The organism is Mycobacteriales bacterium (assembly GCA_035690485.1).
Classification (GTDB): domain Bacteria; phylum Actinomycetota; class Actinomycetes; order JAFAQI01; family DASSKL01; genus DASSKL01.
The window spans coordinates 42,232-65,566 of sequence record DASSKL010000082.1; the positions used below are offsets into that span (position 1 = coordinate 42,232).

The 23,335-nt window shown below is 74.5% G+C and carries 26 protein-coding genes; 21 read left to right on the forward strand and 5 right to left on the reverse strand.

Features of this window, described 5'->3' with window-relative positions:
• Positions 1-6: 6 nt before the first annotated feature.
• Together VFJ21_12490 and VFJ21_12495 are read left to right on the forward strand one after the other, a co-directional pair.
• On the forward strand, positions 7-1,125 hold the full coding sequence (locus tag VFJ21_12490; GenBank protein HET7407936.1) for a D-alanine--D-alanine ligase family protein: 1,119 nt from the start codon (positions 7-9) through the stop codon (positions 1,123-1,125).
• Positions 1,126-1,172: 47 nt separating this feature from the next.
• Positions 1,173-2,768: an MFS transporter gene (locus VFJ21_12495; protein ID HET7407937.1), complete on the forward strand. Its 1,596-nt coding sequence runs from the start codon at positions 1,173-1,175 to the stop codon at positions 2,766-2,768.
• On the opposite strand, the gene VFJ21_12500 is transcribed toward VFJ21_12495, so the two are convergent.
• Complete coding sequence (locus tag VFJ21_12500) at positions 2,728-3,219, reverse strand: DUF3515 domain-containing protein (protein ID HET7407938.1); 492 nt, start codon at positions 3,217-3,219, stop codon at positions 2,728-2,730. The genes VFJ21_12495 and VFJ21_12500 overlap by 41 nt on opposite strands.
• Positions 3,198-3,434: an Lrp/AsnC ligand binding domain-containing protein gene (locus tag VFJ21_12505; protein HET7407939.1), complete on the reverse strand. Its 237-nt coding sequence runs from the start codon at positions 3,432-3,434 to the stop codon at positions 3,198-3,200. The genes VFJ21_12500 and VFJ21_12505 overlap by 22 nt, the downstream gene beginning before the upstream one ends.
• A gap of 11 nt (positions 3,435-3,445) precedes the next feature.
• Here VFJ21_12505 and VFJ21_12510 point away from each other — a divergent pair, with 11 nt between their 5' ends.
• From VFJ21_12510 to VFJ21_12520, 3 genes are read left to right on the forward strand one after another with little or no spacing between them, the layout of a single operon-like run.
• Positions 3,446-4,507 carry a thiamine-phosphate kinase gene (locus VFJ21_12510; protein HET7407940.1) on the forward strand — a complete coding sequence of 354 codons (1,062 nt, stop codon included), beginning with the start codon at positions 3,446-3,448 and terminating at the stop codon, positions 4,505-4,507.
• Between the two features lie 10 nt (positions 4,508-4,517).
• Positions 4,518-5,306: a bifunctional hydroxymethylpyrimidine kinase/phosphomethylpyrimidine kinase gene (gene thiD / locus VFJ21_12515; GenBank protein HET7407941.1), complete on the forward strand. Its 789-nt coding sequence runs from the start codon at positions 4,518-4,520 to the stop codon at positions 5,304-5,306.
• Positions 5,303-5,800 (forward strand): GNAT family N-acetyltransferase, encoded by a 498-nt coding sequence (locus VFJ21_12520; protein HET7407942.1) that lies wholly within the window; start codon positions 5,303-5,305, stop codon positions 5,798-5,800. Before thiD ends, VFJ21_12520 begins: the two co-directional genes overlap by 4 nt.
• Before the next feature lie 96 nt (positions 5,801-5,896).
• Here the strand turns inward: VFJ21_12520 and rpmB are convergent, their stop codons facing one another.
• Positions 5,897-6,085, reverse strand: a complete 189-nt coding sequence (rpmB, locus tag VFJ21_12525) for a 50S ribosomal protein L28 (GenBank protein ID HET7407943.1) — start codon at positions 6,083-6,085, stop codon at positions 5,897-5,899.
• 105 nt (positions 6,086-6,190) lie between these two features.
• On the opposite strand from rpmB, the gene VFJ21_12530 reads away from it, so the two are divergent.
• The 5 genes from VFJ21_12530 to VFJ21_12550 are packed head-to-tail and all read left to right on the forward strand — an operon-like array spanning position 6,191 to position 11,506.
• The gene (locus tag VFJ21_12530; protein HET7407944.1) at positions 6,191-7,780 is read left to right on the forward strand and encodes a DAK2 domain-containing protein; all 1,590 of its coding nucleotides are present in this window, start codon (positions 6,191-6,193) and stop codon (positions 7,778-7,780) included.
• 3 nt (positions 7,781-7,783) lie between these two features.
• Complete coding sequence (recG, locus tag VFJ21_12535) at positions 7,784-9,958, forward strand: ATP-dependent DNA helicase RecG (protein ID HET7407945.1); 2,175 nt, start codon at positions 7,784-7,786, stop codon at positions 9,956-9,958.
• Positions 9,955-10,506: a 16S rRNA (guanine(966)-N(2))-methyltransferase RsmD gene (gene rsmD / locus VFJ21_12540; GenBank protein ID HET7407946.1), complete on the forward strand. Its 552-nt coding sequence runs from the start codon at positions 9,955-9,957 to the stop codon at positions 10,504-10,506. Before recG ends, rsmD begins: the two co-directional genes overlap by 4 nt.
• Positions 10,503-10,985, forward strand: a complete 483-nt coding sequence (gene coaD / locus VFJ21_12545; protein HET7407947.1) for a pantetheine-phosphate adenylyltransferase — start codon at positions 10,503-10,505, stop codon at positions 10,983-10,985. The genes rsmD and coaD overlap by 4 nt, the downstream gene beginning before the upstream one ends.
• Before the next feature lie 32 nt (positions 10,986-11,017).
• Entirely contained in the window at positions 11,018-11,506 is a 489-nt protein-coding gene (locus VFJ21_12550) for a hypothetical protein (GenBank protein HET7407948.1), read from the forward strand.
• A 37-nt stretch (positions 11,507-11,543) separates the two neighbouring features.
• Here the strand turns inward: VFJ21_12550 and VFJ21_12555 are convergent, their stop codons facing one another.
• Positions 11,544-12,326 (reverse strand): enoyl-CoA hydratase/isomerase family protein, encoded by a 783-nt coding sequence (locus VFJ21_12555; protein HET7407949.1) that lies wholly within the window; start codon positions 12,324-12,326, stop codon positions 11,544-11,546.
• Positions 12,327-12,479: 153 nt separating this feature from the next.
• Here VFJ21_12555 and VFJ21_12560 point away from each other — a divergent pair, with 153 nt between their 5' ends.
• Genes VFJ21_12560 through mutM form a run of 6 tightly spaced genes read left to right on the forward strand, consistent with a single transcriptional unit; the run spans position 12,480 to position 16,100 of the window.
• Positions 12,480-13,067, forward strand: a complete 588-nt coding sequence (locus VFJ21_12560) for a DUF177 domain-containing protein (GenBank protein ID HET7407950.1) — start codon at positions 12,480-12,482, stop codon at positions 13,065-13,067.
• Between the two features lies 1 nt (position 13,068).
• Complete coding sequence (gene rpmF, locus VFJ21_12565) at positions 13,069-13,242, forward strand: 50S ribosomal protein L32 (protein HET7407951.1); 174 nt, start codon at positions 13,069-13,071, stop codon at positions 13,240-13,242.
• A 7-nt stretch (positions 13,243-13,249) separates the two neighbouring features.
• A complete protein-coding gene (locus VFJ21_12570; protein ID HET7407952.1) occupies positions 13,250-14,224 on the forward strand; it encodes a hypothetical protein in 975 nt (324 codons plus the stop codon).
• A 30-nt stretch (positions 14,225-14,254) separates the two neighbouring features.
• Complete coding sequence (locus VFJ21_12575) at positions 14,255-14,521, forward strand: acyl carrier protein (protein ID HET7407953.1); 267 nt, start codon at positions 14,255-14,257, stop codon at positions 14,519-14,521.
• Positions 14,518-15,243, forward strand: coding sequence for a ribonuclease III (gene rnc, locus VFJ21_12580; protein HET7407954.1), 726 nt, complete (start codon positions 14,518-14,520; stop codon positions 15,241-15,243). The genes VFJ21_12575 and rnc overlap by 4 nt, the downstream gene beginning before the upstream one ends.
• Before the next feature lie 2 nt (positions 15,244-15,245).
• Positions 15,246-16,100, forward strand: coding sequence for a bifunctional DNA-formamidopyrimidine glycosylase/DNA-(apurinic or apyrimidinic site) lyase (gene mutM, locus VFJ21_12585; protein HET7407955.1), 855 nt, complete (start codon positions 15,246-15,248; stop codon positions 16,098-16,100).
• Positions 16,101-16,117: 17 nt separating this feature from the next.
• Here the strand turns inward: mutM and VFJ21_12590 are convergent, their stop codons facing one another.
• Complete coding sequence (locus tag VFJ21_12590) at positions 16,118-16,411, reverse strand: hypothetical protein (GenBank protein ID HET7407956.1); 294 nt, start codon at positions 16,409-16,411, stop codon at positions 16,118-16,120.
• A 324-nt stretch (positions 16,412-16,735) separates the two neighbouring features.
• Between VFJ21_12590 and VFJ21_12595 the strand changes: the two genes are divergently transcribed.
• The 5 genes from VFJ21_12595 to VFJ21_12615 form a co-directional block, all read left to right on the forward strand.
• The gene (locus tag VFJ21_12595; GenBank protein HET7407957.1) at positions 16,736-16,954 is read left to right on the forward strand and encodes a hypothetical protein; all 219 of its coding nucleotides are present in this window, start codon (positions 16,736-16,738) and stop codon (positions 16,952-16,954) included.
• A gap of 146 nt (positions 16,955-17,100) precedes the next feature.
• Positions 17,101-20,643 (forward strand): chromosome segregation protein SMC, encoded by a 3,543-nt coding sequence (gene smc, locus VFJ21_12600; protein HET7407958.1) that lies wholly within the window; start codon positions 17,101-17,103, stop codon positions 20,641-20,643.
• 38 nt (positions 20,644-20,681) lie between these two features.
• Entirely contained in the window at positions 20,682-21,881 is a 1,200-nt protein-coding gene (gene ftsY / locus VFJ21_12605; GenBank protein ID HET7407959.1) for a signal recognition particle-docking protein FtsY, read from the forward strand.
• A 112-nt stretch (positions 21,882-21,993) separates the two neighbouring features.
• Positions 21,994-22,464 (forward strand): DUF3040 domain-containing protein, encoded by a 471-nt coding sequence (locus VFJ21_12610; GenBank protein HET7407960.1) that lies wholly within the window; start codon positions 21,994-21,996, stop codon positions 22,462-22,464.
• Positions 22,465-22,580: 116 nt separating this feature from the next.
• Positions 22,581-23,335, forward strand: a 755-nt coding sequence (locus tag VFJ21_12615) for an ammonium transporter (protein ID HET7407961.1), incomplete at its 3' end; no start/stop codon positions are given.

Below are 23,335 nucleotides of genomic sequence, written 5' to 3' on the forward strand. Positions count from 1 at the left end.
GCACCCGTGCCGGCCGCCCCTCGCAAGACGCGCGTCGCCGTCGTCTTCGGGGGCCGCAGCACCGAGCATGCGATCTCCTGCGTCTCCGCGGGCAGCGTGCTGCGGGCCATCGACCGGGACCGCTACGACGTCGTCCCCGTCGGCATCACGCCGGAAGGTCGCTGGGTCCTGGCGCCCGACGACGCGGACGCGCTGGCGATCGCCGGCGAGCGGTTGCCCCAGGTCGATCCCGCCGGCCGCACGCTGGCCCTCCCCGGCGACCCCACCCGCAAGAGCCTCGTGGTGCTCGACGTCAGCGAGGTGCCCGGCGACCTCGGCCGGGTCGACGTGGTCTTCCCGCTCCTGCACGGCCCGCACGGCGAGGACGGCACGATCCAGGGCCTGCTCGAGCTGGCCGGGGTGCCGTACGTCGGATCCGGCGTGCTCGCCAGCGCGGCCGCGATGGACAAGGAGTACATGAAGCTGCTGCTCGCGGCCCGCGGTCTGCCGGTGGGTGCGTGGGTGATCGTGAGCCGGCGACAGTGGGACACCGACCGGGTGCGGGTCGAGGAGAGAGTGCGCGACCTCGGCCTGCCGGTGTTCGTCAAGCCCGCCCGTGGCGGGTCGAGCATCGGCATCACCAAGGTCGACGACTGGGACCTGCTGCCCGAGGCGCTTGCGGCCGCTTTCGCCAGCGACCCCAAGGCGATCATCGAGGCGGCGGTGCCCGGGCGCGAGGTCGAGTGCGGGGTGCTCGAGGCGGCGCAGCCCGGTGGTCCCGCGGAGGCCAGCCTCCCCGCCGAGGTCCGCGTCACCGGCGGGCAGACCTTCTACGACTTCGAGGCGAAGTACCTCGACGGGGCGACCGAGTTCGACGTGCCCGCCGACCTGCCGGCAGAGGTCACCTCGCTGGTGCGCTCGACGGCGATCGAGGCGTTTCACGCGCTCGGCTGCGAGGGCCTCGCCCGGGTCGACTTCTTCGTCCAGGGCGACGGCACCCTCGTCGTCAACGAGGTCAACACGATGCCGGGCTTCACGCCGGCCTCGATGTTCCCGCGGATGTGGGCCGCGACGGGTGTCGACTACCCGGCGCTCGTCGACCGGATGCTGCAGACCGCGTTGCGCCGCACCACCGGGCTGCGCTGAGCGACACCTTCCTAGACGCCGGTTCAACAGGCGCTTTACGGTGATTCGTGCCCAGCCTGGTGTCGACCGGCGTCGTCGACGCGGCCGGGCTGGCCGCCGTACTCTCGCCGCGCACCGGCGCCGTCCTCGAACGGGCCGTCGGCGACCGGGAGTTCGCCCTCGAGCGCGGGGCGGTCACCGACTACCGCCGCCACGTCGAGGTCGAGGCCCGTGACGACGGGCGGTTCGCCGTCCGCCAGCACGTGACCTACCGGCTGCCGCTGGTCTTCTTCCGCTGGCTCTACGGGCCGCTGACCCGCCGGGAGATGCGCCGCCTCGTCGAACGTCCGGGGATGCCGTGGTGGCTTCCCGCCGAGCGGCTCGACGGCGAGGCGGCGCGCACTCTCGACACGCTGGCGGTGTTCGCGCTCGTCGTCGGCTACCTCGTCGCGCTGGTGCCGCAGACCTTCACCTACGTCGCGCACGGGTTCGGCGTGGGGCTCGCCGACCAGGGCGTCACGCTGGCCACGTTGCGGGCCGACGCGCTGCTCTCGTTGCCGCTGGTCGCACTCGCCGACCGGCACGGGCGCCGGCGGCTGCTGGTCGTCGCCCTCATCGCGGCCTGCCTGGCCACGGCGACCGGGGCGCTCGTCCCGTCGCTCGGCGCCTACACCGCCAGCCAGCTGGTCGCCCGGGGGTTCGTCAACGCCGGCTTCGTCCTGCTGCCCGTGCTCGCGGTGGAGGCCATGCCCGCCGGCGCGCGCGCCTGGGCCATCGGCCAGCTGGTCATGGCCGGGGCGCTCGGCGGCGGGCTTGCCGTCGCGCTGCTCCCACTCACGTCGACCGGGCCGGGCTGGCGGCTGCTCTACGTGGTGCCGCTGCTGGCCCTGCCGTGCATCGGCCGGCTCGGCCGCCGGCTGCCCGAGAGCCGCGCGGAGCGGGCGGCACGGCACGGGCGCGTGTCTCTCCGCGGCCACGGCCGGCGCCTGCTGCTCCTCGCGGCCGGGGCACTGCTGGTGAACGCCTTCCTGCTGCCGGTCGCGCAGTTCCAGAACGAGTTCCTGCGGGTCGAGCGTGGTTTCGGTCCCGGAGAGATCTCGCTGTTCACGCTGCTGACCGGGGTGCCCGGCGCGATCGGTGTGCTGGTCGGCGGCCGGATCGCCGACGTCCGAGGCCGGCGGCTGGTCCTCGCCATCTCCACGGGCGGCTTCGCGGTCTTCACGGTCGCCGCGTTCCTCAGCCCCGGGGCCGGGCTGTGGCTGTTCGCCGTGGTCGCCTCCGTCGTCGGCGGGGCGATCGCTCCCACCCTGGGCGCCTACGGCCCGGAGCTCTTCCCGGCCGCGATGCGCGGGGTCACGTCGGGAGTGCTCTCGGGTTTCGGTCGTGCCGGCAGCGTCATCGGGCTGCTGGCCATGGGGTTTCTCGGCGCCCAGCTCGGCCGGCTCTCGCTCGCGGTGACCGTGCTCGCGGTGGGCCCGCTGCTGCTGGGCGTGCTGGTGCTCGCCGCCTACCCGGAGACCGCGGGCCGCTCGCTGGAGGAGCTCAACCCCGAGGACGCCGACGCCACCGACAACCAGGTGGTCGAACCGGCGGAGCCCGCCCCCGCCGTCGAGCTGCCCGACGTCAGCGCGGCTGCTGGGCCTGCAGCGGAAGCGACCGCTTGATCGGGTCGGCCAGGTCGACCAGGAAGGCACCTTGACCGTCGTACGACGTCGGCACCGTGAGCTCCACCTGCGTGATGCGGTCCACCGTCGTCCAGAGCACGCGGGCGTCGACGACCTGCTGGAACCACGCCACGTCGTTGACCTGCGTGAGCGACGCGCCGGTCGTGAAGCCGGCTGGTAGCCCGACGCCGCAGCGGAGCACCACGGGCGGGTCGCCCCATGCCGCGGTGAGGCCCGACGTCGGCGTCGTCGGCCGAGCCTGCAGGTGCTCGAGCGTGCGGGGGAGCGCGCGCTCGAGAGCGCGGCAGGCCGCCCGTTGCGCTGTGCCGGCGGCCGGTGGCTGGACGTGCACCGGGCTGGACGCGGCGCTGCGACCGCCGGAGCAGCCCGCCGTGGTCAGCGCGAGCGCGAGGCAGACGAGCGCGACTCTCAGAGGTGGACCACCGGGCAGGTGAGCGTGCGGGTGATGCCGGTGACGCCCTGCACCCGGGCGACGACGAGCTTGCCGAGCTCGTCGACGTTGCGCGCCTCCGCGCGGACGATGACGTCGTAGGGACCGGTCACGTCCTCGGCGAGCGTCACGCCTTTGATCTGCCCGATCTCCTGGGCCACCTCGGCAGCCTTGCCGACCTCGGTCTGGACCAGGATGTAGGCCTGGACGGTCACGCGACCTCCCCGTGCTGTACGACGGGTGGACGCTATCCGATCACCGCGAGGAGGCCGACATCACCGTCGGGCAGGCCGGGGAGTTCGGGCTGATCGCCCGGGTCGTCGCGCGGCTGGTCGCTGCGAGCGATGAAGACTCTGCGGGCGCGGGCGCGGGCGCGGGCGCGGCGCCGGCCGGCGGGCTGCTGCTCGGCCCCGGCGACGACGCGGCGGTGCTCGCCGCGCCCGACGGCCGGGTCGTCGCGACGACCGACCTGCTCGTGGACGGCCGTCACTTCCGGCGCGACTGGTCGAGCGGCTACGACGTAGGTCGCAAGGCGGCCGCCCAGAACCTCGCCGACGTCGCAGCCATGGGTGCGCGGCCGACCGGCCTGCTGGTCGGGCTCGCTGCGCCGGCCGACCTCCCGGTGGCCTGGGCCGAGTCGCTGGCCGACGGGCTGCGTGACGAGTGCGCCGAGGTCGCGACAGCCGTCGCCGGTGGCGACGTGGTGGCCTCGGACCGCTTGACCATCGCGGTCACGGCACTCGGCGACCTGGAAGGTCGCGCCCCGGTGACCCGGTCGGGTGCGCGGGCCGGGGACGCCGTCGTCGTCGCGGGACGGCTCGGGTGTGCGGCGGCCGGGCTCGCCCTGCTGCGGCGTGGCGACCCGGCGCTGCTCGACCGCTTCGCCGACCTCGCCGACGCGCATCGCCGGCCCCGGCCGCCCTACACGACCGGGCCGGCGCTGGCCCGGCTCGGTGCGACCGCGATGATCGACGTGAGCGACGGGCTGGCCCAGGACCTCGGGCACCTCGCTACCGGCTCGGCCGTGCGCATCGAGGTGGATCTCGCCGCGCTGCGCTCGGCATTCGTCGACGAGTCTCTCGCGGCCGCACTGGCCGTGCTCGGCGACGACTCGCTGCTGTGGGCCGGCGGTGACGACCACGCGCTGGCGGCGACCGTGCCCGCCGACAAGCTCGCCGCTGCCGAGCGGCTCGGCGCGCGGTTCGTCGGCCGGGTCACTGCCGGGACCGGCGTCGTCGACGGGACCGGTGCCGCGCTCGTCGGCGGCCACGACCACTTCCGGTCCTAGGCTGGACCGCGTGCGTCCGCCCGTGACCGTGCTCACCGTGGCCGGGTCCGACTCGGGCGGGGGAGCCGGGATCCAGGCCGACCTCAAGACGATGCTCGCCCTCGGCGTGCACGGCATGTCGGTGATCACGGCCGTCACCGCGCAGAACTCCGTCGGTGTCCAGGGGGTCTGGCCGCTGCCGGCAGAGGCGGTCCGCGCCCAGCTCGACAGCGTGCTCTCGGACATCGGCGCTCAGGCGGTGAAGACCGGCATGCTCGCCGACGCGGCGATCGTCTCGACGGTCGCCGACTCGCTGCACGCGGTCTCGACCCCGGTCGTCGTCGACCCGGTCTGCGCCTCCAAGCACGGCGACCCGCTGATCGACGACGCCGCGCTCGCCGTGCTGCGCGACGCCTTGCTTCCGGTCGCGACGGTGGTGACGCCCAACCTGCCCGAGGTGGCGCGGCTGACCGGCGTACACACTGAGACCCGAGAGCAGATGCGAGCGGCCGCCGACGCGGTGCTGGCGCTGGGTCCACGCTGGGTGCTCGTCAAGGGCGGCCACCTCGGCGGTGACGCCGACGACCTGCTCACCGACGGCGACGAGGTGGTGTGGCTCCGCGGTCCCCGACTCGACAACCGGCACACGCACGGCACCGGGTGCACGCTGGCCGCCGCGCTCGCGTCGTACCTCGCGCTCGGCCGCGACGTCGCCACCGCTGCGCGCGAGGCGAAGGACTACGTGACCGGCGCCATCGCGCACGGCTTCCGGCTCGGCGCCGGCATCGGCCCGGTCGACCACGGGTGGCGGTGGCGGTGAGCGACCTGGAGCTGCGCGACGAGTCGTACGACGGGCCGGTCGGGCGGCTTCTCGTCGAGCGGGTGCAGCAGGAGTACGTCGCCCGCTACGGCGGGCGCGACGAGACCCCGGTCGATCCGGCGGAGTTCGCGGTGCCCGGCGGGCGGTTCCTGGTCGGTTTCCTCGACGGCGAACCGGTCGCCTGTGGGGGTATCCGGGTGACCGGGCCCGACGTCGCCGAGCTCAAGCGGATGTACGTCGACCCCGCACAGCGCGGCCGGGGATTCGCCCGGCTCCTGCTGGCGGCTCTGGAGGAGGCCGCGCGAGGGCTCGGCTGCACTCGGGTGCAGCTGGAGACCGGCGACCGGCAGCCGGAGGCGATCCGTCTCTACCAGACGTCGGGCTACCTCCCGGTCGAGCCGTTCGGCCACTACCGCTGCACGCCCGGCAGCCACCACTTCGGCAAGGACCTCGGAACGCCGGCCCCGGCGATGTCGATCTGGTCGGATGCCTAGAGCTGGCCGAGCATCGCCAGGCCGAGGGAGCGGCCGCGTGCCCGGGAGGGCACGCAACGCGACCGAGAACGCCGCGAGGCGACGGCCAGGGACCGTCTAGCGGGAGACCTTGCCGGCCTTGATGCAGCTCGTGCAGACGTTGAGCTTCTTGCGGGTGCCCCGGCCGACGACCGCGCGGACGGTCTGGATGTTGGGTCGCCACATCCGGTTGGTCCGGCGGTGGGAGTGGGACACGCTCATGCCGAATCCCGGCCCCTTGCCGCAGATGTCGCACACGGAGGCCACAGGGATCTCTCCAGCTCGATCGAAAGAGGTTGCGCCCCGCAACGGGTAGGCGCACGAATGTCCTGACTAGGGTAGCCGACATGCACCGGTCGTGAGGAGGCACGGGTGCGCGACGTCATCGACGCCACGCTCGTACGCCGCTGGTGCACGGCCGGTCTCGACGCGCTGCGCAACGCGCGCGAGGAGATCGACGCGCTCAACGTCTACCCGGTGCCCGACGGCGACACCGGCACCAACCTCGTGCTCACGATGCAGGCCGTCGCGGAGTCGCTGCCGGCCGACGAGCTGGCCGACCTCGAGGCGACGATGACGGCCGTCGCGCGGGGCGCGCTGATGGGCGCGCGGGGGAACTCGGGCGTCATTCTCAGCCAGATCCTGCGCGGCCTGTCCGAGGTGTTCTGCGACCTGCCCCGGGTCAGCGGCACCGAGCTGCAACGCGCGTTGCGGCGCGCGGCCGACCTCGGCTACGCCGCGGTGGCGGAGCCCGTCGAGGGCACCGTCCTCACCGTTGCCCGGGCCGCCGCCGACGCGGCCGAGCGCTGCCCGACCGCCGACCTGGCGGCGGTGGCCACGGCGGCGGCCGCCGGCGCGGCCGAGGCGCTGGCCCGCACCCCGGAGCAGCTGGAGGCGCTCGCCCGGGCCGGGGTCGTCGACGCCGGCGGCCGCGGGCTCGTCGTGCTGCTCGAGTCGCTTGCGCTGGTCGTCTCCGGAGAGTCCGTGGCGGTCGGCCCGGCGCCGGCCGTCGTACGCACCGCGCTCGAGGGAGTGCGGGAGGGCGGCAGCTCGGCGTACGGCTACGAGGTGCAGTACCTGCTCGACGCCGACGAGCGGGCCGTCGACGCCTTGCGGGAGCGGCTGTCCGGGCTCGGCGACTCGTTGCTCGTCGCCGGCGGCGACGAGCTGTGGAACGTCCACGTGCACGTCAACGACGTCGGCGCCGCGATCGAGGCGGGTGTCGAGGCCGGGCGCCCGCACCGCATCCAGGTAACCCGGTTCGCCGACCAGATCGCTGCTCGACCGGCCGGTGACCGCCGCGAGCCGTGCTTGATCGTCACGACGGTCACCGGTGCCGGGCTGCGCCGCCTGTTCGAGGAGGAAGGCGCCGTCGTGGTCGGCTCGCCCGCGGCCCGGCCGTCCACGCAGGAGATCGTGGAAGCGATCGAGTCCTGCACCGGCGACCGGGTCGTCGTGCTGCCCAACGACCCGGACATTCACGCCGTCGCCGCGGCCGCCGCCGACCTGACCCGTGGGGAGGGCCGCCTGGTCGCGGTGGTGCCGACGCGTTCACCGGTGCAGGGCCTCGCCGCCCTGGCCGTGCACGACCCGGAGCGGCCCTTCGGCGACGACGTCATCGCGATGACCGCCGCCGCCGGCGCCACCCGCTACGGCGCGCTCACCCTCGCGGCCCGCGAGGCGCAGACGACGGTCGGCGTGTGCCGCGCCGGCGACGTCCTCGGGCTGGCCGGCGACGACGTTACCCTGATCGGCACCGACCTCTTCGACGTCGCGGTCGGGTTGCTCGACCGCATGCTCATCGGTGGCGGCGAGCTCGTGACGCTGGTCGTCGGCAGCGGGGCGCCGGCCGGCCTCGGCGACCGGGTCGTCGACTACCTGTCCGCCGTGCGGCCGACGGTCGAGGTCGTGGTCTACGACGGGGGGCAGCCGCACTACCCCCTGCTGCTCGGCGTGGAGTAGCGGGTGACGGACCTCGCCACCCCGTTGCGCAGCGCCGTCGGCGGCCGGACGGCCACCCCGCTCGAGAAGCACCTCGGCCTGCGGTCGGTGGGGGACCTCGTGCACCACTACCCGCGGCGCTACGCCCGGCGCGGCGAGCTGACCTCGCTCGCGGACCTGCGCGTCGGTGAGCACGTGACGGTCATGGCCGAGGTCCGCAAGGTCAGCGGTCGCAACATGAAGGAGCGCAAGGGGCACGTGCTCGAGGTCGAGGTCACCGACGGCACCGGTCGCCTCTACCTGACCTTCTTCAACCAGAAGTGGCGCGCCGACCGCGACCTCTTCGTGGGCCGGCGCGGCCTGTTCGCCGGGCAGGTCTCGGTCTTCAAGGGCAAGCGGCAGCTGACCCACCCCGACTACGAGATGATCGGCGAGGCCGCTGACGCGGACGCCTACGCCGGTGCCCTGATTCCGATCTATCCCGCGGCCACCAAGTACGCCTCCTGGCAGATCGCCAACGCGGTGCGGATGGTGCTGCCGACGTTGCAACCGCCGCCCGACCCGATCCCGACCGACGTCCGCCGTCGCCACGACCTGCTTCCCCTCGACGACGCGTTGCACAAGATCCACCAGCCCGCGTCGTACGACGACGTCCGGCAGGCGACCAGCCGGCTCAAGTGGGACGAGGCGTTCACCCTGCAGGTGTCCCTCGCCCGGCGCCGCGCCGCCAGCCGGCAGCAGCAGGCCGCCTCCTGGGAGGTCCGCGACGACGGGTTGCTCGCGGCGTTCGACGCCCGGCTGCCGTTCGCGCTGACCGAGGGGCAGCAGCAGGTCGGCGACGAGATACTCGCCGACCTGGCGCAGCCGCACCCGATGCACCGGCTGCTCCAGGGCGAGGTCGGCGCGGGCAAGACCGTCGTCGCGCTGCGCGCGATGCTCGCGGTGGTCGACGGCGGTGGGCAGACCGCGCTGCTCGCGCCGACCGAGGTGCTCGCGCAGCAGCACGCCCGGTCCATCCGCGACCTCCTGGGGCCGCTCGCGATGGCGGGCGAGCTGGGCGGTGCCGAGGTCGCGACGCGGGTCGCGCTGCTCACCGGCTCGCAGGGCGCGGCGGCCCGACGCGCCGCGCTCGACGAGGTGGCCGACGGTACGGCGGGCATCGTCGTCGGCACCCACGCGCTCCTGCAGGAGGGCGTCGAGTTCCGCGACCTGGGACTGCTCGTCGTCGACGAGCAGCACCGGTTCGGCGTCGAGCAGCGTGACGCGCTGCGGGCCAAGAGCACGACCCCGCCGCACGTGCTGGTCATGACCGCGACGCCGATTCCGCGGACCGTCGCGATGACCGTCTACGGCGACCTGGAGACCAGCGCCCTGACCCAGCTTCCCCAGGGCCGCTCCGAGATCCAGACCACCGTCGTCCCGGTCGCCGAGAAGCCGGCCTGGCTCGACCGGGTCTGGCAGCGGGTGCGCGAGGAGGCCGAGGCCGGCCGGCAGGTGTTCGTCGTCTGCCCGCGGATCGGCGACGCCCCGTCCACCGACGACGCCGACGCGCCGGCCGGTCCGGAGGACGACGAGGGGCCGCAGCGCCCGACCGCAGCGGTGACCGACGTGCTGCCCATGCTCGTCGACGGGCCACTGGCAGGGCTGCGCGTCGACGCGCTGCACGGGCGGCTGGCGCCCGATGCAAAGGACGACGTCATGCGCCGGTTCGCCGGCGGCGACCTCGACGTGCTGGTCGCCACCACCGTCATCGAGGTCGGCGTCGACGTGCCCAACGCCACCGTCATGGTGGTGCTCGACGCCGAGCGCTTCGGCGTCTCCCAGCTGCACCAGCTGCGCGGGCGTGTCGGGCGCGGCAGCCATCCGGGCCTGTGCCTGCTCGTCACCGGCTCGGTGCAGGCCTCGCCCGCCCGCACCCGGCTGGAGCACGTGGCCGCGACGACCGACGGGTTCGAGCTCGCCCGGCTCGACCTGCAGGAGCGCCGGGAGGGCGACGTGCTCGGCGCCGTCCAGCACGGTCGCCGTTCCAGCCTCAAGCTGCTGGCGCTGCTCGAGGACGAGGATCTGATCCGGGCGGCCCGCGACGAGGCGTCCGCGCTCGTCGATGCCGACCCGGACCTGGCCGACCACCCGGTGCTCGCCGCGGCGGTCGAGCGGCTCGTCGACGACGAGCGCGCCGAGTACCTGGAGAAGACGTGACCCGCGTCATCGGCGGCGTCGCCGGAGGCCGCCGGCTGCGCGTGCCGCCCGGCGTGCGCACCCGGCCCACCTCCGACCGGGCCCGCGAGGGGTTGTTCTCCACGCTCGAGTCGTTGCTCGGCACTCTCGACGGCATTCGGTTCGCCGACCTGTACGCCGGCTCCGGTGCGGTGGGCCTCGAGGCGTTGTCGCGAGGCGCCGTTCACGCGCTGCTCGTCGAGTCCGACGTCCGCGCCGCTGCCGTGCTCCACGACAACGTGCGCAGCCTCGGCGTCACCGGTGCGCAGGTGCGCCAGGAGTCAGTCGCCCGAGTGATCGCGGAGCCACCGCCCGCGGCGTACGACGTCGTCTTCCTCGACCCGCCCTACGCCGATCCCGTCGACGCCGTGCTGGCCGCGGTCGCGACGAACGGCTGGCTGCGGCCGGGCGGCGTGCTCGCCGTCGAGCGGGCCAGCCGCGACCCGGAGCCGGCCTGGCCCGCCGGCGTCGAGGGCCTGCGCTCCCGCCGCTACGGCGAGGGGACCCTCTGGTACGGTCGGCGATCATGACCCGTGCCGTCTGCCCCGGCTCCTTCGACCCGGTCACCAACGGCCACCTCGACATCGTGGTCCGGTCGGCGCGCCTCTACGACGAGGTCGTCGTCGCCGTCCTGATCAACCCGAACAAGCAGGGCCTGTTCACCGTCGACGAGCGCATGGGGATGCTCCGCGAGGTCACCGCGGACCTGCCCAACGTCAAGGTGGAGAGCTTTCACGGGTTGCTCGTCGAGTTCTGCCGGGCCCACGACATCCCGGTGATCGTCAAGGGCATCCGCGCGGTCAGTGACTTCGACTACGAGCTGCAGATGGCACAGATGAACTACAACCTCGCCGGCGTCGAGACGCTGTTCCTGCCGACGAACCCCGTCTACTCTTTCCTCTCGTCCAGCCTCGTGAAGCAGGTCGCGTCCTACGGTGGTGACGTGACCGGGCAGGTCCCCGAGCTGGTCCTGCGGCGGCTCGTGGACCGGTTCGACCGCACCAGCTGACCACCGTTCGTCCGTTCGGAGAGGCCGTCATCGTGGACGTGCAGGCCAAGCTCGACGAGATCGAGGCTCTCGTCGAGGGCGCACGGGCGATGCCGATGTCCGCCTCGTGCATCGTCAACCGCGGCGAGATGCTCGCCCACCTGGAAGAGCTGCGGGCGCTGGTGCCGTCGGAGGTGCAGCAGGCCCGCAACGTGCTGCGCGACCGCGAGGGGGTCGTCGAGGACGGCCGGCGGGAGGCCGAGGACATCGTCGAGGCCGCGCGGGCCGAGCAGCGACGCATGCTGTCGAAGACGGAGATCGTGCAGGAGGCGCGCCGCGAGGCCGAGCGGGTGATCGACGACGCGCGGGGCGACGTGGCCCGGATGCGCGCGGAGGTCGACGACTACGTCGACTCCAAGCTGGCGAACTTCGAGGTCGTGTTGCACAAGACGCTGCGCGCGGTCGAGCGGGGCCGCAGCAAGCTCCGCGGCCAGAACGAGATCGACGTCGACGGCGAGGACGTCGAGCCGCTGCCCGGCTGAGCTGCCGGCGCCGTCGAGCGCAGGCCGGCAACCGCCGTCAGCCGCGGCGCACCCGGGCGAGGTAGTCGGCGGCGGCCGCGCGCGACTGCGGGTCGATCAGGGCGGTCACCAGCGAGTCGGCGTCGTTCCACGCTCGGGCCGGCGCGACCATCCCGTCGGTCACCGCGTTGGTGTGCCGCTTCGTCGCCGTGAGCGTCAACGCCGACTTGCGCTCGAGCACGCCGACCAGCTCCTCGACGGCCGCGTCGAGGTCGGGGTCCGGCACCACCCGGTTGAGGAACCCGGCCGCCCGCGCTTCCTCCGCCGAGAACGGCCGGCAGGTCATGACCAGCTCCTTGGTGAGCGCGGGCCCGATCTCGCGCACCAGCCGCGGGATGCCGCCCCACGCCAACGGGATCCCCAGGTCGACCTCCGGGATGGCGAACCGCGTGGTCTCCGCGGCGACCCGCAAGTCGCAGGCCGCGGCCAGCACCAGGCCGCCGCCGACGCAGTGCCCCTGGATCCGGGCCACCGTGACCGCGCGCATGGCCTCCACGGCCTCGGCCATCTGCCGCCCGGCATCCGCGGCCTCCCTGCGACCGGCCGCGTCCACCCGACCGCCGCCGCCGTCGAACGCAGCCAGGTCGGCACCCGCCGAGAACGCGCGGCCGTGCCCGCCCACGACCACGACCTTCACGCCGGGCTGCGCGTCGAACCAGCGCGCGGCCGCGGCCAGCTCCTGCAGCGTCGTCGTGCTCAGCGGGTTGAGCTTCTCGGGCCGGTTGAGCGTGAGGCGCCCGCGGGGTGGCGCCGCTTCGACCTCGAGCGTGGTGAACTCCATGGGTCAGCCTGGCACGCCCCGCCGGCCGCACCGCGGGCCGTTCGGCGCCCGGTCGCCGGCTGGCCGGGGTCGCGCCCGACCGCGTACCATGACGGGTCGGTCTTCGAGCCGCCCGGCTCGCCGCCCCGACCACTCACTGTGTTGCGCACCCTCATGAAGCCGTCCACGAAGCCGCCCACCGCGCCTCTCGATGCGCGCGCGCCCTTCGTCCTCGACACCCGCGAGCTCGGCCGCCGCCCCGGGTCGATGACCCGTGTCCACCGCGAGGTGCCGGCCCCGGACGACTTCCGGCTCGAGCTCGTCGGCGTGCCCGCCGGCGCGACGGTCGAGCTGGACCTGCGCATGGAGGCGGTCGTCGACGGCGTGCTGGTCAGCGGCACCGTGACCGCTCCGGTCGCGGGGGAGTGCGGCCGCTGCCTCGAACCGGTCAGCGACGAGGTCGACGCCGAGGTGCAGGAGCTCTTCGTCTACGAGCCGGTCGAGGGCGACGACGACGACGTGAGCCTGCTGCAGGGCGACCTCATCGACCTCGAGCCGGCCGCCCGCGACGCGATCGTGCTCGCGCTGCCGCTCGCACCGCTGTGCTCCGACGACTGCCCGGGGCTCTGCCCCGAGTGCGGTGCCCGCCTCGCCGAGGCCGGCCCGCAGCACCACCACGAGCTGGCGGACCCTCGGTGGGCCGCCCTGGGTTCGCTGCTGCCGCAGGGCGATCCCGCCGACGAGACGAACCAGGAGATTTGACGTGGCCGTCCCCAAGCGCCGGATGTCGCGCAGCAACACCCGCTCGCGCCGCTCGCAGTGGAAGGCCACCGCGCCGTCCCTCGTCGCGTGCAAGCGTTGCCGCCAGCCGAAGCTGCCGCACGTCGCGTGCAGCGTCTGCGGCACCTACAACGACCGCCAGGTCCTCTCGGTCTGATCGGCGCGTGACCAGCGCGAGCGGACACCCGCCGGTGCGGGTCGCGCTCGACCTGCTCGGCGGCGACCACGCCCCCGAGGCCGTGCTCGACGGCGCCCTGCTCGCATGCGGGCGCCGCCCCGACCTGGCGATCACGCTCGTCGGGCCCCCCGAGCAGGCCGCGGCGATGCTCGACGCCCGCGGCAGGTCCGGCGCGCTGACCGTCGCCGCCGCCCGCGAGGTGGTCGGCATGGCGGAGGACCCGGCCCGCGGCGTACGACGCAAGCGCGACGCCACCGTGCGCGTCGCCGCGCGCCTCGTCCGCGACGGCGCCGCCGATGCCATGGTCTCCGTCGGCTCCACCGGCGCCGCGATGGCGGCGGCCGTCTTCACCCTCGGCCGGCTCCCCGGGCTGACCCGCCCGCCGCTCGCCGCCGTCGTCCCCGCCGCCGCAGGGCCGCTCGTCCTCCTCGACGTCGGCTCGACCGTCGACAGCACCGCCGACGGGCTCGCGCAGTTCGCGCTCGCCGGGGCCGCCTACGCCGAAGTGCGGCTCGGCCTGCAACGCCCGCGCGTGGGGCTGCTGTCCAACGGCGGCGAGCCGGGGAAGGGCGACGCCCTGCGCCGCGCCGCCCACGACCTGATCGCCGCGCTTCCCGTCGACTTCGTGGGCAACGTCGAAGGTCACGACGTCGCGCGCGGCGGGGTCGCCGACGTCGTCGTCACCGATGGCTTCACCGGCAACGTCGTCATCAAGGTGCTCGAGGCCGCCACAGCACCCGGCGCGGCACGCACCGGCGCGGGCGCCGTGCTCCTGGGCGTCGACGGGGTCGTCGTCGTCGGGCATGGGGCGGCCGACGCCGCCGAGGTCGCCTCCTGCATCGAGGTGGCGGAGCAGGCCGTCACCGAGCGCCTGGTGGCCCGCACCGCGGGCGCGCTGGCCGCGCTCGTCGCGCGTCGCCGCGAGACGGCCGGGCTGCCGGTCGCCGTGGCGCGTGCATAGCTGCGGGTCGAAGGCGGCATGATCGTTGCCATGGCCGTGGAGGAGCAAGACGTGCTCGCGGTCGTCCGCCGTGCCGTCGCCGACGTCCTCGAGATCGATCCGGCCGACGTCCTGCCGGTCACGGCACTCGTCGCCGACCTGCACGCCGACTCCCTCGCCCTCGTCGAGCTGGTCGAGATCCTCGAGGAGCGCTACGGCCCCGGGCTGCACATCCCCGACGAGGACATCGACCGCCTGGTCACCGTGGCGGACGTCGTCGACTACGTGCTCCTGCGACGTGCCGAGGCACGCCGGTGAGCGACGATGCCCCGGTTGCCGACCTGGCCGCCGCACTCGGTGTCGACCTCGACCCGGCGGTGCTCGAGCCGGCGCTGGTGCACCGCTCCTACGCCTACGAGAACGGCGGGCTGCCCACCAACGAACGGCTGGAGTTCCTCGGTGACGCCGTCCTCGGCGTGATCGTCACCGACAGCCTCTACCGCCGCCACCCCGACCTGCCCGAGGGCCAGCTGGCCAAGCTGCGGGCGGCCGTCGTCAACTCCCGTGCCCTCGCCGGCGTCGCCCGCGAGCTCCATCTCGGCCGGCACGTCCGGCTCGGTCGCGGCGAGGAGTCGAGCGGCGGCCGGGACAAGTCCTCGATCCTCGCCGACACCCTGGAGGCGCTCATCGGGGCGATCTACCTCGATCGGGGCATGGAGGCCGCGGCCACCGTCGTACGACGCCTCTTCGAGCGTCTCATCGAGGACTCCGCCTCCCGCGGCGCCGGCCTCGACTGGAAGACGTCCTTGCAGGAGATCGCGGCCGCGGGCTCGCTCGGGGTGCCGGAGTACCTCATCGCCGAGAGCGGGCCCGACCACGCGAAGACGTTCGCGGCCACGGTCCGGGTCGGCGGGCGGGAGCTCGGCGCCGGCCAGGGCCGCAGCAAGAAGGAGGCCGAGCAGCGGGCGGCGGAAGTCGCCTGGGCCGCGCTGCGCAGCCGGGCCGCCGACGAGGCCGTCGCCGACCCACCCGCGGTCTGACCGTGCCCGAGCTGCCGGAGGTCGAGACCGTCCGGGCCGGGCTCGAGCGCTGGGTCACCGGGCGCACGATTGCCGCCGTCGACGTGCTGCACCCGCGCGCGATCAGACGCCATCCCGCCGGGGAGCGTGACTTCGTCGCCCTGCTCGTGGGTCGCCGCGTCGAGGGGGCCCGCCGGCGCGGGAAGTACCTGTGGCTGCCGCTCGACTCGGGCGACGCGCTGCAGGCCCACCTCGGCATGAGCGGGCAGCTGCTCGTGCAACCGGCGGCCGCGCTCGACGAGACCCACCTGAGGGTGCGGGTGCGCTTCGCCGACGGGGACCCCGAGCTGCGGTTCGTCGACCAGCGCACGTTCGGCGGCCTGGCCGTCGTCGCGGGCGGCGCGGCCCTGCCCGGCACGATCGCCCACATCGCCCGCGACCCGCTCGACCCGGCGTTCGACGACGAGGCGTTCCGGATCGCGCTGCGCAGCCGGCGCACCGGCATCAAGCGGGCGCTGCTCGACCAGTCGCTGGTGAGCGGCATCGGCAACATCTACGCCGACGAGTCGCTCTGGCGGGCCCGCCTGCACTACGCGCGGCCGACCGAGACGTTGACCCGGAGCGAGGTCGACCGGCTGCTCGCCGCCGTCCGCGACGTGCTGCGCGACGCGCTGGCGGCGGGGGGCACGTCGTTCGACAGCCTCTACGTCGCGGTCAACGGGGAGAGCGGCTACTTCGCCCGCGACCTCGCCGTCTACGGCCGGCGCGACGAGCCGTGCCCGCGCTGCGGCACCCCGATCCGCCGGGACGCCTTCATGAACCGCTCGTCCTACACCTGCCCCCGCTGCCAACCGCGGCCGCGCCGCGCGCGCTGGTGACTGGACGAGATCGGGGCTCAGTGGGTGCCGACGTTGTCGCCGCGCTCCAGGCTCGCTGACGACGAGGGGTAGGGCGTCACGGTGATCGGCGGGTTCACGGCGGCCGAGGGCAGCACCGTCTGGATCACCGGGAGCTGCTGCACGTCGGGCCGCTGCGTGTCGCCGTTCTTGTCGTGGCGCGCGCCGCAGCCGGCAAGTGCCCCACCGAGCAGCACGGCGAGCGCCGCGGTGCCGGCGAGCCCGGCGCGGCGACGCCGGTAGCGCGCGTGACCCGGCTGCGGGCGGTGGACGTGCTCAAGCGTGGCGGTCACTGTCCGGCCTCCTCGATCGTGCGCGGCCCCGCGGTCGTCGTAGGCGCTCGGCGGGCCCGAGTTGCGGCGTACCCACGTCCTCGCCGGAGGAGTCTGCACCGCGGCGCCGCGGGACCGGTCAACTTGCGCCCGGTCGGCTCAATTCGTGGCTTCGGCGTAACCTGGCCGTGATCGGCGCGTGATCAGGCCTCTTGACCACCCCTGGTGGCCGTGCGATTCTTGGATCATCCACTCCGGCAGTTGCGCTGCCCGCGCGTCTTACCCCGGCGTGCCTCGCGTGCCGTCACGGCAGGCACCCCCGCGTCTCCTCACGAAGGACGTCTCATGGCGAAGGCTCTGTTCGGACACGTCGGACTCGGGCCCGACTACCGCCTGACCGCCGAGGTCGCCCGGTTGCGCCAGCGGGTCAACGACCTCGAGGACGAGGTAGTCCGCCTGCGCAAGGCCAACGTAGCGCTCGCGTCGGCCGTCCAGGTCCACGACGACGTCCTCTCCCTCACCGTCCCCGACGGTGTTCCGGAGCCCGCGGAGGCACTCGCGTAACGAGTGTCTTCTTTCATGTCAGGGGCGCTTCGGCGCCCCTTTTTCGTGTCCGGCGACGGCGCTTCGCCGACGACTCGGCGGTTTCGGCCGGTAGGCTTCGCCGCGGCCTTCCCCGCCGCTTGGTCTGCGCACAGGAGCGCCCCGCGTTGCACCTGAAGAGCCTCACCCTGCGCGGCTTCAAGTCGTTCGCGTCGTCCACGACGCTGCGCTTCGAGCCGGGCATCACGTGCGTCGTCGGGCCCAACGGTTCCGGCAAGTCCAACGTCGTCGACGCCCTCGCCTGGGTCATGGGCGAGCAGGGCGCCAAGTCGCTGCGCGGCGGCAAGATGGAAGACGTCATCTTCGCCGGCACCGCCGGCCGCCCGCCCCTCGGCCGCGCCGAGGTGCTGCTGACGATCGACAACGTCGACGGCGCCCTGCCGATCGACTACACCGAGGTCACGATCAGCCGGTTGATGTACCGCTCGGGGGAGAGCGAGTACGCCATCAACGGCAATCCGTGCCGGCTGCTCGACGTGCAGGAGCTGTTGTCCGACTCCGGCATCGGCCGTGAGATGCACGTCATCGTCGGGCAGGGCCAGCTCGACGCCGTGCTGCAGGCCCGGCCGGAGGATCGGCGGGCGTTCGTCGAGGAGGCGGCCGGCGTCCTCAAGCACCGCAAGCGCAAGGAGAAGGCGCTGCGCAAGCTCGACGCGATGCAGGCCAACCTCACCAGGTTGCAGGACCTGACGGCCGAGCTGCACCGCCAGCTCAAGCCGCTGGGCCGGCAGGCCGAGGTCGCCCGCCGCGCCGCGGTGATCCAGGCCGACCTGCGCGACGCCCGGCTGCGGCTGCTCGCCGACGACCTGGTCGTGCTGCGCACCGCGCTCGACCAGGAGGTCGCCGACGAGACCGCTGCCCGTACCCGCCGCGCCGAGGTGGAGACGGCGCTGGCCGCGGCCCAGGAGCAGGAGCGCGACCTGGAGGCCGCTTCCGTCGCCGAGGCGCCTCGGCTCGGTGCGGCCCAGGACACGTGGTTCCGTCTGTCCAGCCTGCGCGAGCGGCTGCTCGGCACGGCCTCGCTCGCGGCCGAACGCGCCCGTCATCTCGGGCGTGAGGCGGAGGAAGCCCGCCCGGGGCCGGACCCCGACGAGCTCGAGGCCGAGGCGCGATCCGCGCGCGAGCAGGAGGCCGAGCTCACCGCGCGGCTGGAGCGCGACCGGGCGGTGCTCGTCGACGCGAGTGCGGCGCGGGCCTCGGCCGAGTCGGCTCTCGCCGAGGAGCAGCGCCGGCTGGTGGCCGTGCACCGGGCGATCGCCGACCGCCGCGAGGGCCTGGCCAAGCTCACCGGCGAGGCCGACGCCCTGCGCTCGCGGGCCGCGGCCGCCGATGCCGAGCGCGGTCGGCTCAGCGATGCGGCGCAGGAGGCACGCGCCCGGGCGTCTCGCGCGCAGGCCGACTTCACCACGCTCGAGTCGCAGGTCGCCGGCCTCGACGAGGGCGAGGTCGGCCTCGACGAGCGGTACGAGCGGGCCGCTGCCGCTCTCGGCGCCGTCGACGAGCGGCTCGCCGAGCTGCGGGAGCAGGACCGCGAGACCGAGCGCGAGCGCACCGCGCTGACCGCCCGCCGCGACGCGCTGGCCGGCGGTCTCGCCCGCAAGGACGGCACCGGCGTGTTGCTCGCGGCCGGTGACCGGGTGGCCGGGCTCCAGGGCTCCCTGGCCGATCTCCTCGAGGTCGAGCCGGGATTCGAGACCGCGGTCGCCGCAGCACTCGGCGCCGCCGCCGACGCGGTAGCCGTGGCCTCCCTCGACGCCGTGACCGACGCGATCACTCTGCTGAAGGCCGACGACGCCGGCCGCGCCGCCATGGTCGTCGGCGGGGCGCCCGACCCCGCCGGGGAGCCGTGGCCGGAGCTGCCCCCAGGGGTGCGCTACGCGGTCGACGTCGTCACCGTGCCGGCCGACCTGCACCCGGCGATCACCAGGTTGCTGCAGCGGGTGGCCGTGGTCGCCACCCTCGACGAGGGGCGGCGGCTGGTCGAGTCGCTGCCCGCCGTGCGCACGGTCACCCGCGACGGCGACGTCCTCGACGTGCACTGGGCAGTCGGTGGCTCGGGCGCGACGCCGTCCCTGCTGGAGGTGCAGGCGGCGGTCGACGATGCCGAGGCCCGGCTCGTCGAGACCGGTCACCGCGCCGACCGGCTGCGCTTCGCGCTCGCGGCCGCCGAGCAGGAGCGGGTGGCGGCCCAGGTCGAGGCCGACGCCGCGCTCGCGCAGCTGCACGACTCCGACGCGCGGCTGGCCGCCGTCGCCGAGCGGCTGGGGCAGCACGCCGGGGAGATGCGGGCCGCCGCCGCCGAGGCCGACCGGCTCGAGGCCGCCCGGCAACGCGCCGAGCAGACCCGCGACGAGCTCCTGACCCAACTCGCCGCGCTCGACGCGCGGCTCGCCGCGGCGACCGGTGCACCGGAGGAGGCCGAGCCCACCACCGAGGACCGCGACCGTCTCGCCGCGCAGAGCGAGGCCGCCAGGGCCGCCGAGGTCGAGGCGCGCCTCGCCGTGCGCACGGGCGAGGAGCGCGTCCGCGCTCTCGCCGGGCGCGCCGACTCCCTCGAGCGGGCCGCCGCCGCCGAGCGCGCCGCCCGGGAGCGGGCCGCCGCGCTTCGCGAGCAGCGGGCCCGCCAGGCCGTCGTCGCGACCGCCGTCGTGGCCGGCGCCCGGGCCGCGTTGAGCCGGATCGACGCGTCGATCGAGGTGGCCGCCGCCGAGCGTGCCGCCGCCGAGCAGGCCCGCGTGGCGCGGGAGACCGCGCTCGCCGCTGTCCGCGGCCGGTCGCGGGAGCTTGCTGCCGACCTCGAACGCCTCACCGACACCGTCCACCGCGACGAGGTCGCCCGGGCCGAGCAGCGGCTGCGCGTCGAGGCGCTGGAGGCGAAGGCGCTCGAGGACTACGGCGTCGCGGCCGATGCGCTCGTCACCGACTACGGACCCGAGCAGCCGGTCCCGCCGCCGGCCGACGCCCCCGACGCGGCGCCCACCCGCTACGAGCGGGCGGTGCAGGAGAAGCGCGCCCGCGCCGCCGAGCGCGATCTCGCCGTGCTGGGCAAGGTCAACCCGCTGGCCCTGGAGGAGTTCGCGGCGCTGGAGGAGCGGCACCGGTTCCTCTCCGAGCAGCTCGAGGACCTGAAGGCGACCCGGCGCGACCTGCTCACCGTCGTCAAGGAGGTCGACGACCGGGTCGAGGAGGTCTTCCGCGCGGCCTACGAGGACACCGCCCGGGAGTTCGAGAAGGTCTTCGCCACGTTGTTCCCGGGTGGCGAGGGCCGGCTCGTGCTCACCGACCCGCACGACATGCTGACGACCGGCATCGAGGTCGAGGCGCGCCCGCCCGGGAAGAAGGTCAAGCGCCTGTCGCTGCTGTCCGGCGGCGAGCGGTCGCTGACCGCCATCGCGCTGCTCGTCGCGATCTTCCGCGCCCGCCCGAGCCCCTTCTACGTCCTCGACGAGGTCGAGGCTGCACTCGACGACCGCAACCTCGGGCGCCTCGTCGACCTGCTCGCCGAGCTGCGGTCGACCTCGCAGCTGCTGATCATCACGCACCAGAAGCGGACGATGGAGGTCGCCGACGCGCTGTACGGCGTGAGCATGCGCGGCGACGGCATCACCGAGGTCATCTCCCAGCGGCTGCGCGAGGCCGAGCCCGCCTGACCTGATCGTCCCGGCCGGCCCTGGGGGAGGATGGCGGCGTGGAGTACGCCGCCATAGCCGCTGCCATCTTCGTCGTCGCGCTCATCGCGGTGGCCGGGCTGCTCATCGTGCCCCGCCGCCGCCAGCTGCCGCGCACCGGCGAGCCACCCACGCCCGTCCCGGCCGAGGAGCAGGCTTCCGGGGCGGTCACCACGCTCCCGCCGCCGGAGACCGCCGCCCCACCGGCGGAACCCGTCGCGCCCGAGGCGCCTGTCGCAGCGGCTCCGGTCGAGGCGCCCGCCGCCCTGGAGGTGCCGGAGCCCACCTCCGGCCGGCTGGTGCGGCTGCGCACCCGGCTGTCGCGCTCCCAGTCCGCGCTCGGCCGCGGGCTGCTCACCCTGCTGTCCCGCGACACACTCGACGACGAGGTCTGGGAGGAGGTGGAGGACACCCTCCTCACCGCCGACATCGGCGTCGGCGCGACCCAGCAGATCGTGGCCAACCTGCGCGAGCAGGTGCGGGTGCTCGGCACCCGCAGCGCGGCCGACCTGCGGGCGCTGCTGCGCAAGGAGCTGGTCTCGGCCATCGGCGCGGACACCGACCGGTCGCTGCACACGCTTCCCCACACCGACCGCCCCGCTGTCGTCCTCGTCGTCGGAGTCAACGGCACCGGAAAGACGACGACGTGCGGCAAGCTCGCCCGGGTGCTCGTCGCCGACGGCCGCAGCGTGCTGCTCGGGGCCGCCGACACCTTCCGCGCCGCGGCCGCCGACCAGCTGCAGACGTGGGGGTCGCGGGTCGGCGCCGACACGGTCCGCGGGCCGGAGGGTTCCGACCCGGCCAGCGTTGCCTTCGACGCCGTACAAGCCGGCACGGACCGCCGGGTCGACACGGTCCTCGTCGACACCGCCGGCCGGCTGCACACCAAGCAGGGGTTGATGGACGAGCTGCAGAAGGTCAAGCGGGTCGTCGAGAAGCACGGTCCGGTCGACGAGGTGCTGCTCGTGCTCGACGCCACCACCGGCCAGAACGGCGTGGTGCAGGCCCGGGTCTTCACCGAGGCGGTGGAGGTCACCGGCATCGCCCTGACCAAGCTCGACGGCACCGCGAAGGGCGGCATCGTGATCGCCGTGCAGCGCGAGCTGGGCGTGCCGGTCAAGCTCGTCGGTCTCGGCGAGGGCCCCGACGACCTGGCGCCGTTCGAGCCGGAGGCCTTCGTCGACGCCCTGCTCGGCGACGCGGAGGACGCCGCGGCCTGACGCCGCGCCGGACGCGGTGCCCACCATCACCCGCCGGCCCACGCTTCGTCGGGGCCGCCGCTGGGCATCAGTCGTCTGGGACACGGCCCGAAGGCAAGGCGGTGGGATCGCGATGGCGTTGTCCATGCACGAGCAGCGGGTGCTGGCCGAGATGGAGCAGCGCCTGGCCGACGACGATCCGCGCCTCGCCTCGATCTTCAGCCGCTTCTCCGCCGCCCAGCACCGCATCGTCGGCCTCCGTCCGGAGCGCCCGGCGGCCACCGCGACGGTCAGCTACCCCAAGGCGCAGCGCGCGATGATCACCAGGCCCCCCACGCTCCGCCGGTGGACGCCCTGGATCGTCCTCGTGGTCGGCGCGGCGCTGCTCGGCCTCGGGGTCGGCACCGCCCAGGTCGTGATCTCCCTCGCCGGGTCCGTGCTGGTGGCCGCGACCCCGTTGCTGATCCCGGCCTGCACCCGCCTGCGGCCCGTCGGGGCCCCGCACCCGGGTGCCGATGTGGCCGGCCGTCGTGGCCTCGCCGGCCTGCGCCCGTGGTGGGGTAGGACCCCGGTCGAGCGCGACCGCTCGCGCGAGCTCACCTGAGCCCTGGTCCCGCGATGTAACGGCAGCGCCGTCTGCGGGAAACGTGCCGGAAACGTCGCGCCCGCAGGCTGACCGCTCGTGGGCGGACGAGGACCTGACAGCCGGACGGATCCGCGGTGAGCGATGCCAACACCGCGTGGATGCTCGTCTGCACCGCGCTCGTCCTGTTCATGACGCCCGGCCTGGCCGTGTTCTACGGCGGCATGGTGCGCAGCAAGAACGTCCTCGGCACCGCGATGCAGAGCCTCATCTGCATCGGGGTGGTCAGCCTCGTTTGGGCGTTCATCGCCTACAGCCTGGCGTTCGGGCCGGACGTCGGCGGGGTCGTCGGCTCGCTCAAGTTCGCCGGGCTGGAGCACCTGAGCGGCGTACCGGGGCTGCACCTGACCTTCCCGCCGCTGCTGTTCGCGGCGTTCCAGATGATGTTCGCCGTCATCACCGCGGCCCTCATCAGCGGCGCCGGAGCCGGGCGGCTGCGGTTCACCGGCTTCGCGGCGTTCGTGCTCGTCTGGTCGGTCGTCGTCTACGCGCCGCTGGCCCACTGGGTGTTCTCCCCGCACGGCTGGCTCGCCGCGCGCGGCGTCCTCGACTTCGCCGGCGGCAGCGTGGTCGAGATCAACAGCGGCGCCTCCGGGCTCGCCCTCGTCCTCGTGATCGGCGCGGCCCGCGGGTGGCCCCGCGAGGCGGTCGCCCCGCACTCGCTGCCGCTGACCGTGATCGGTGCCGGAATCCTGTGGTTCGGCTGGTTCGGCTTCAACGCCGGGTCCGCGCTGAGCACCGGCGGCGTCGCCGTCCACGCCCTCGTCAGCACGCACCTGGCAGCGTGCGCCGGCATGCTCGCGTGGCTGGTCGCCGAGCGCGCCCGCACCGG

Excerpts from the sequence above, each read along its gene's own strand:
- coaD (HET7407947.1), top strand. The coding sequence starts at position 10,503 with ATGACCCGTGCCGTCTGCCCCGGCTCCTTCGACCCGGTCACCAACGGC.
- VFJ21_12555 (HET7407949.1), bottom strand. The coding sequence starts at position 12,326 with ATGGAGTTCACCACGCTCGAGGTCGAAGCGGCGCCACCCCGCGGGCGC.
- VFJ21_12560 (HET7407950.1), top strand. The coding sequence starts at position 12,480 with ATGAAGCCGTCCACGAAGCCGCCCACCGCGCCTCTCGATGCGCGCGCG.
- VFJ21_12575 (HET7407953.1), top strand. The coding sequence starts at position 14,255 with ATGGCCGTGGAGGAGCAAGACGTGCTCGCGGTCGTCCGCCGTGCCGTC.
- VFJ21_12595 (HET7407957.1), top strand. The coding sequence starts at position 16,736 with ATGGCGAAGGCTCTGTTCGGACACGTCGGACTCGGGCCCGACTACCGC.
- VFJ21_12610 (HET7407960.1), top strand. The coding sequence starts at position 21,994 with ATGGCGTTGTCCATGCACGAGCAGCGGGTGCTGGCCGAGATGGAGCAG.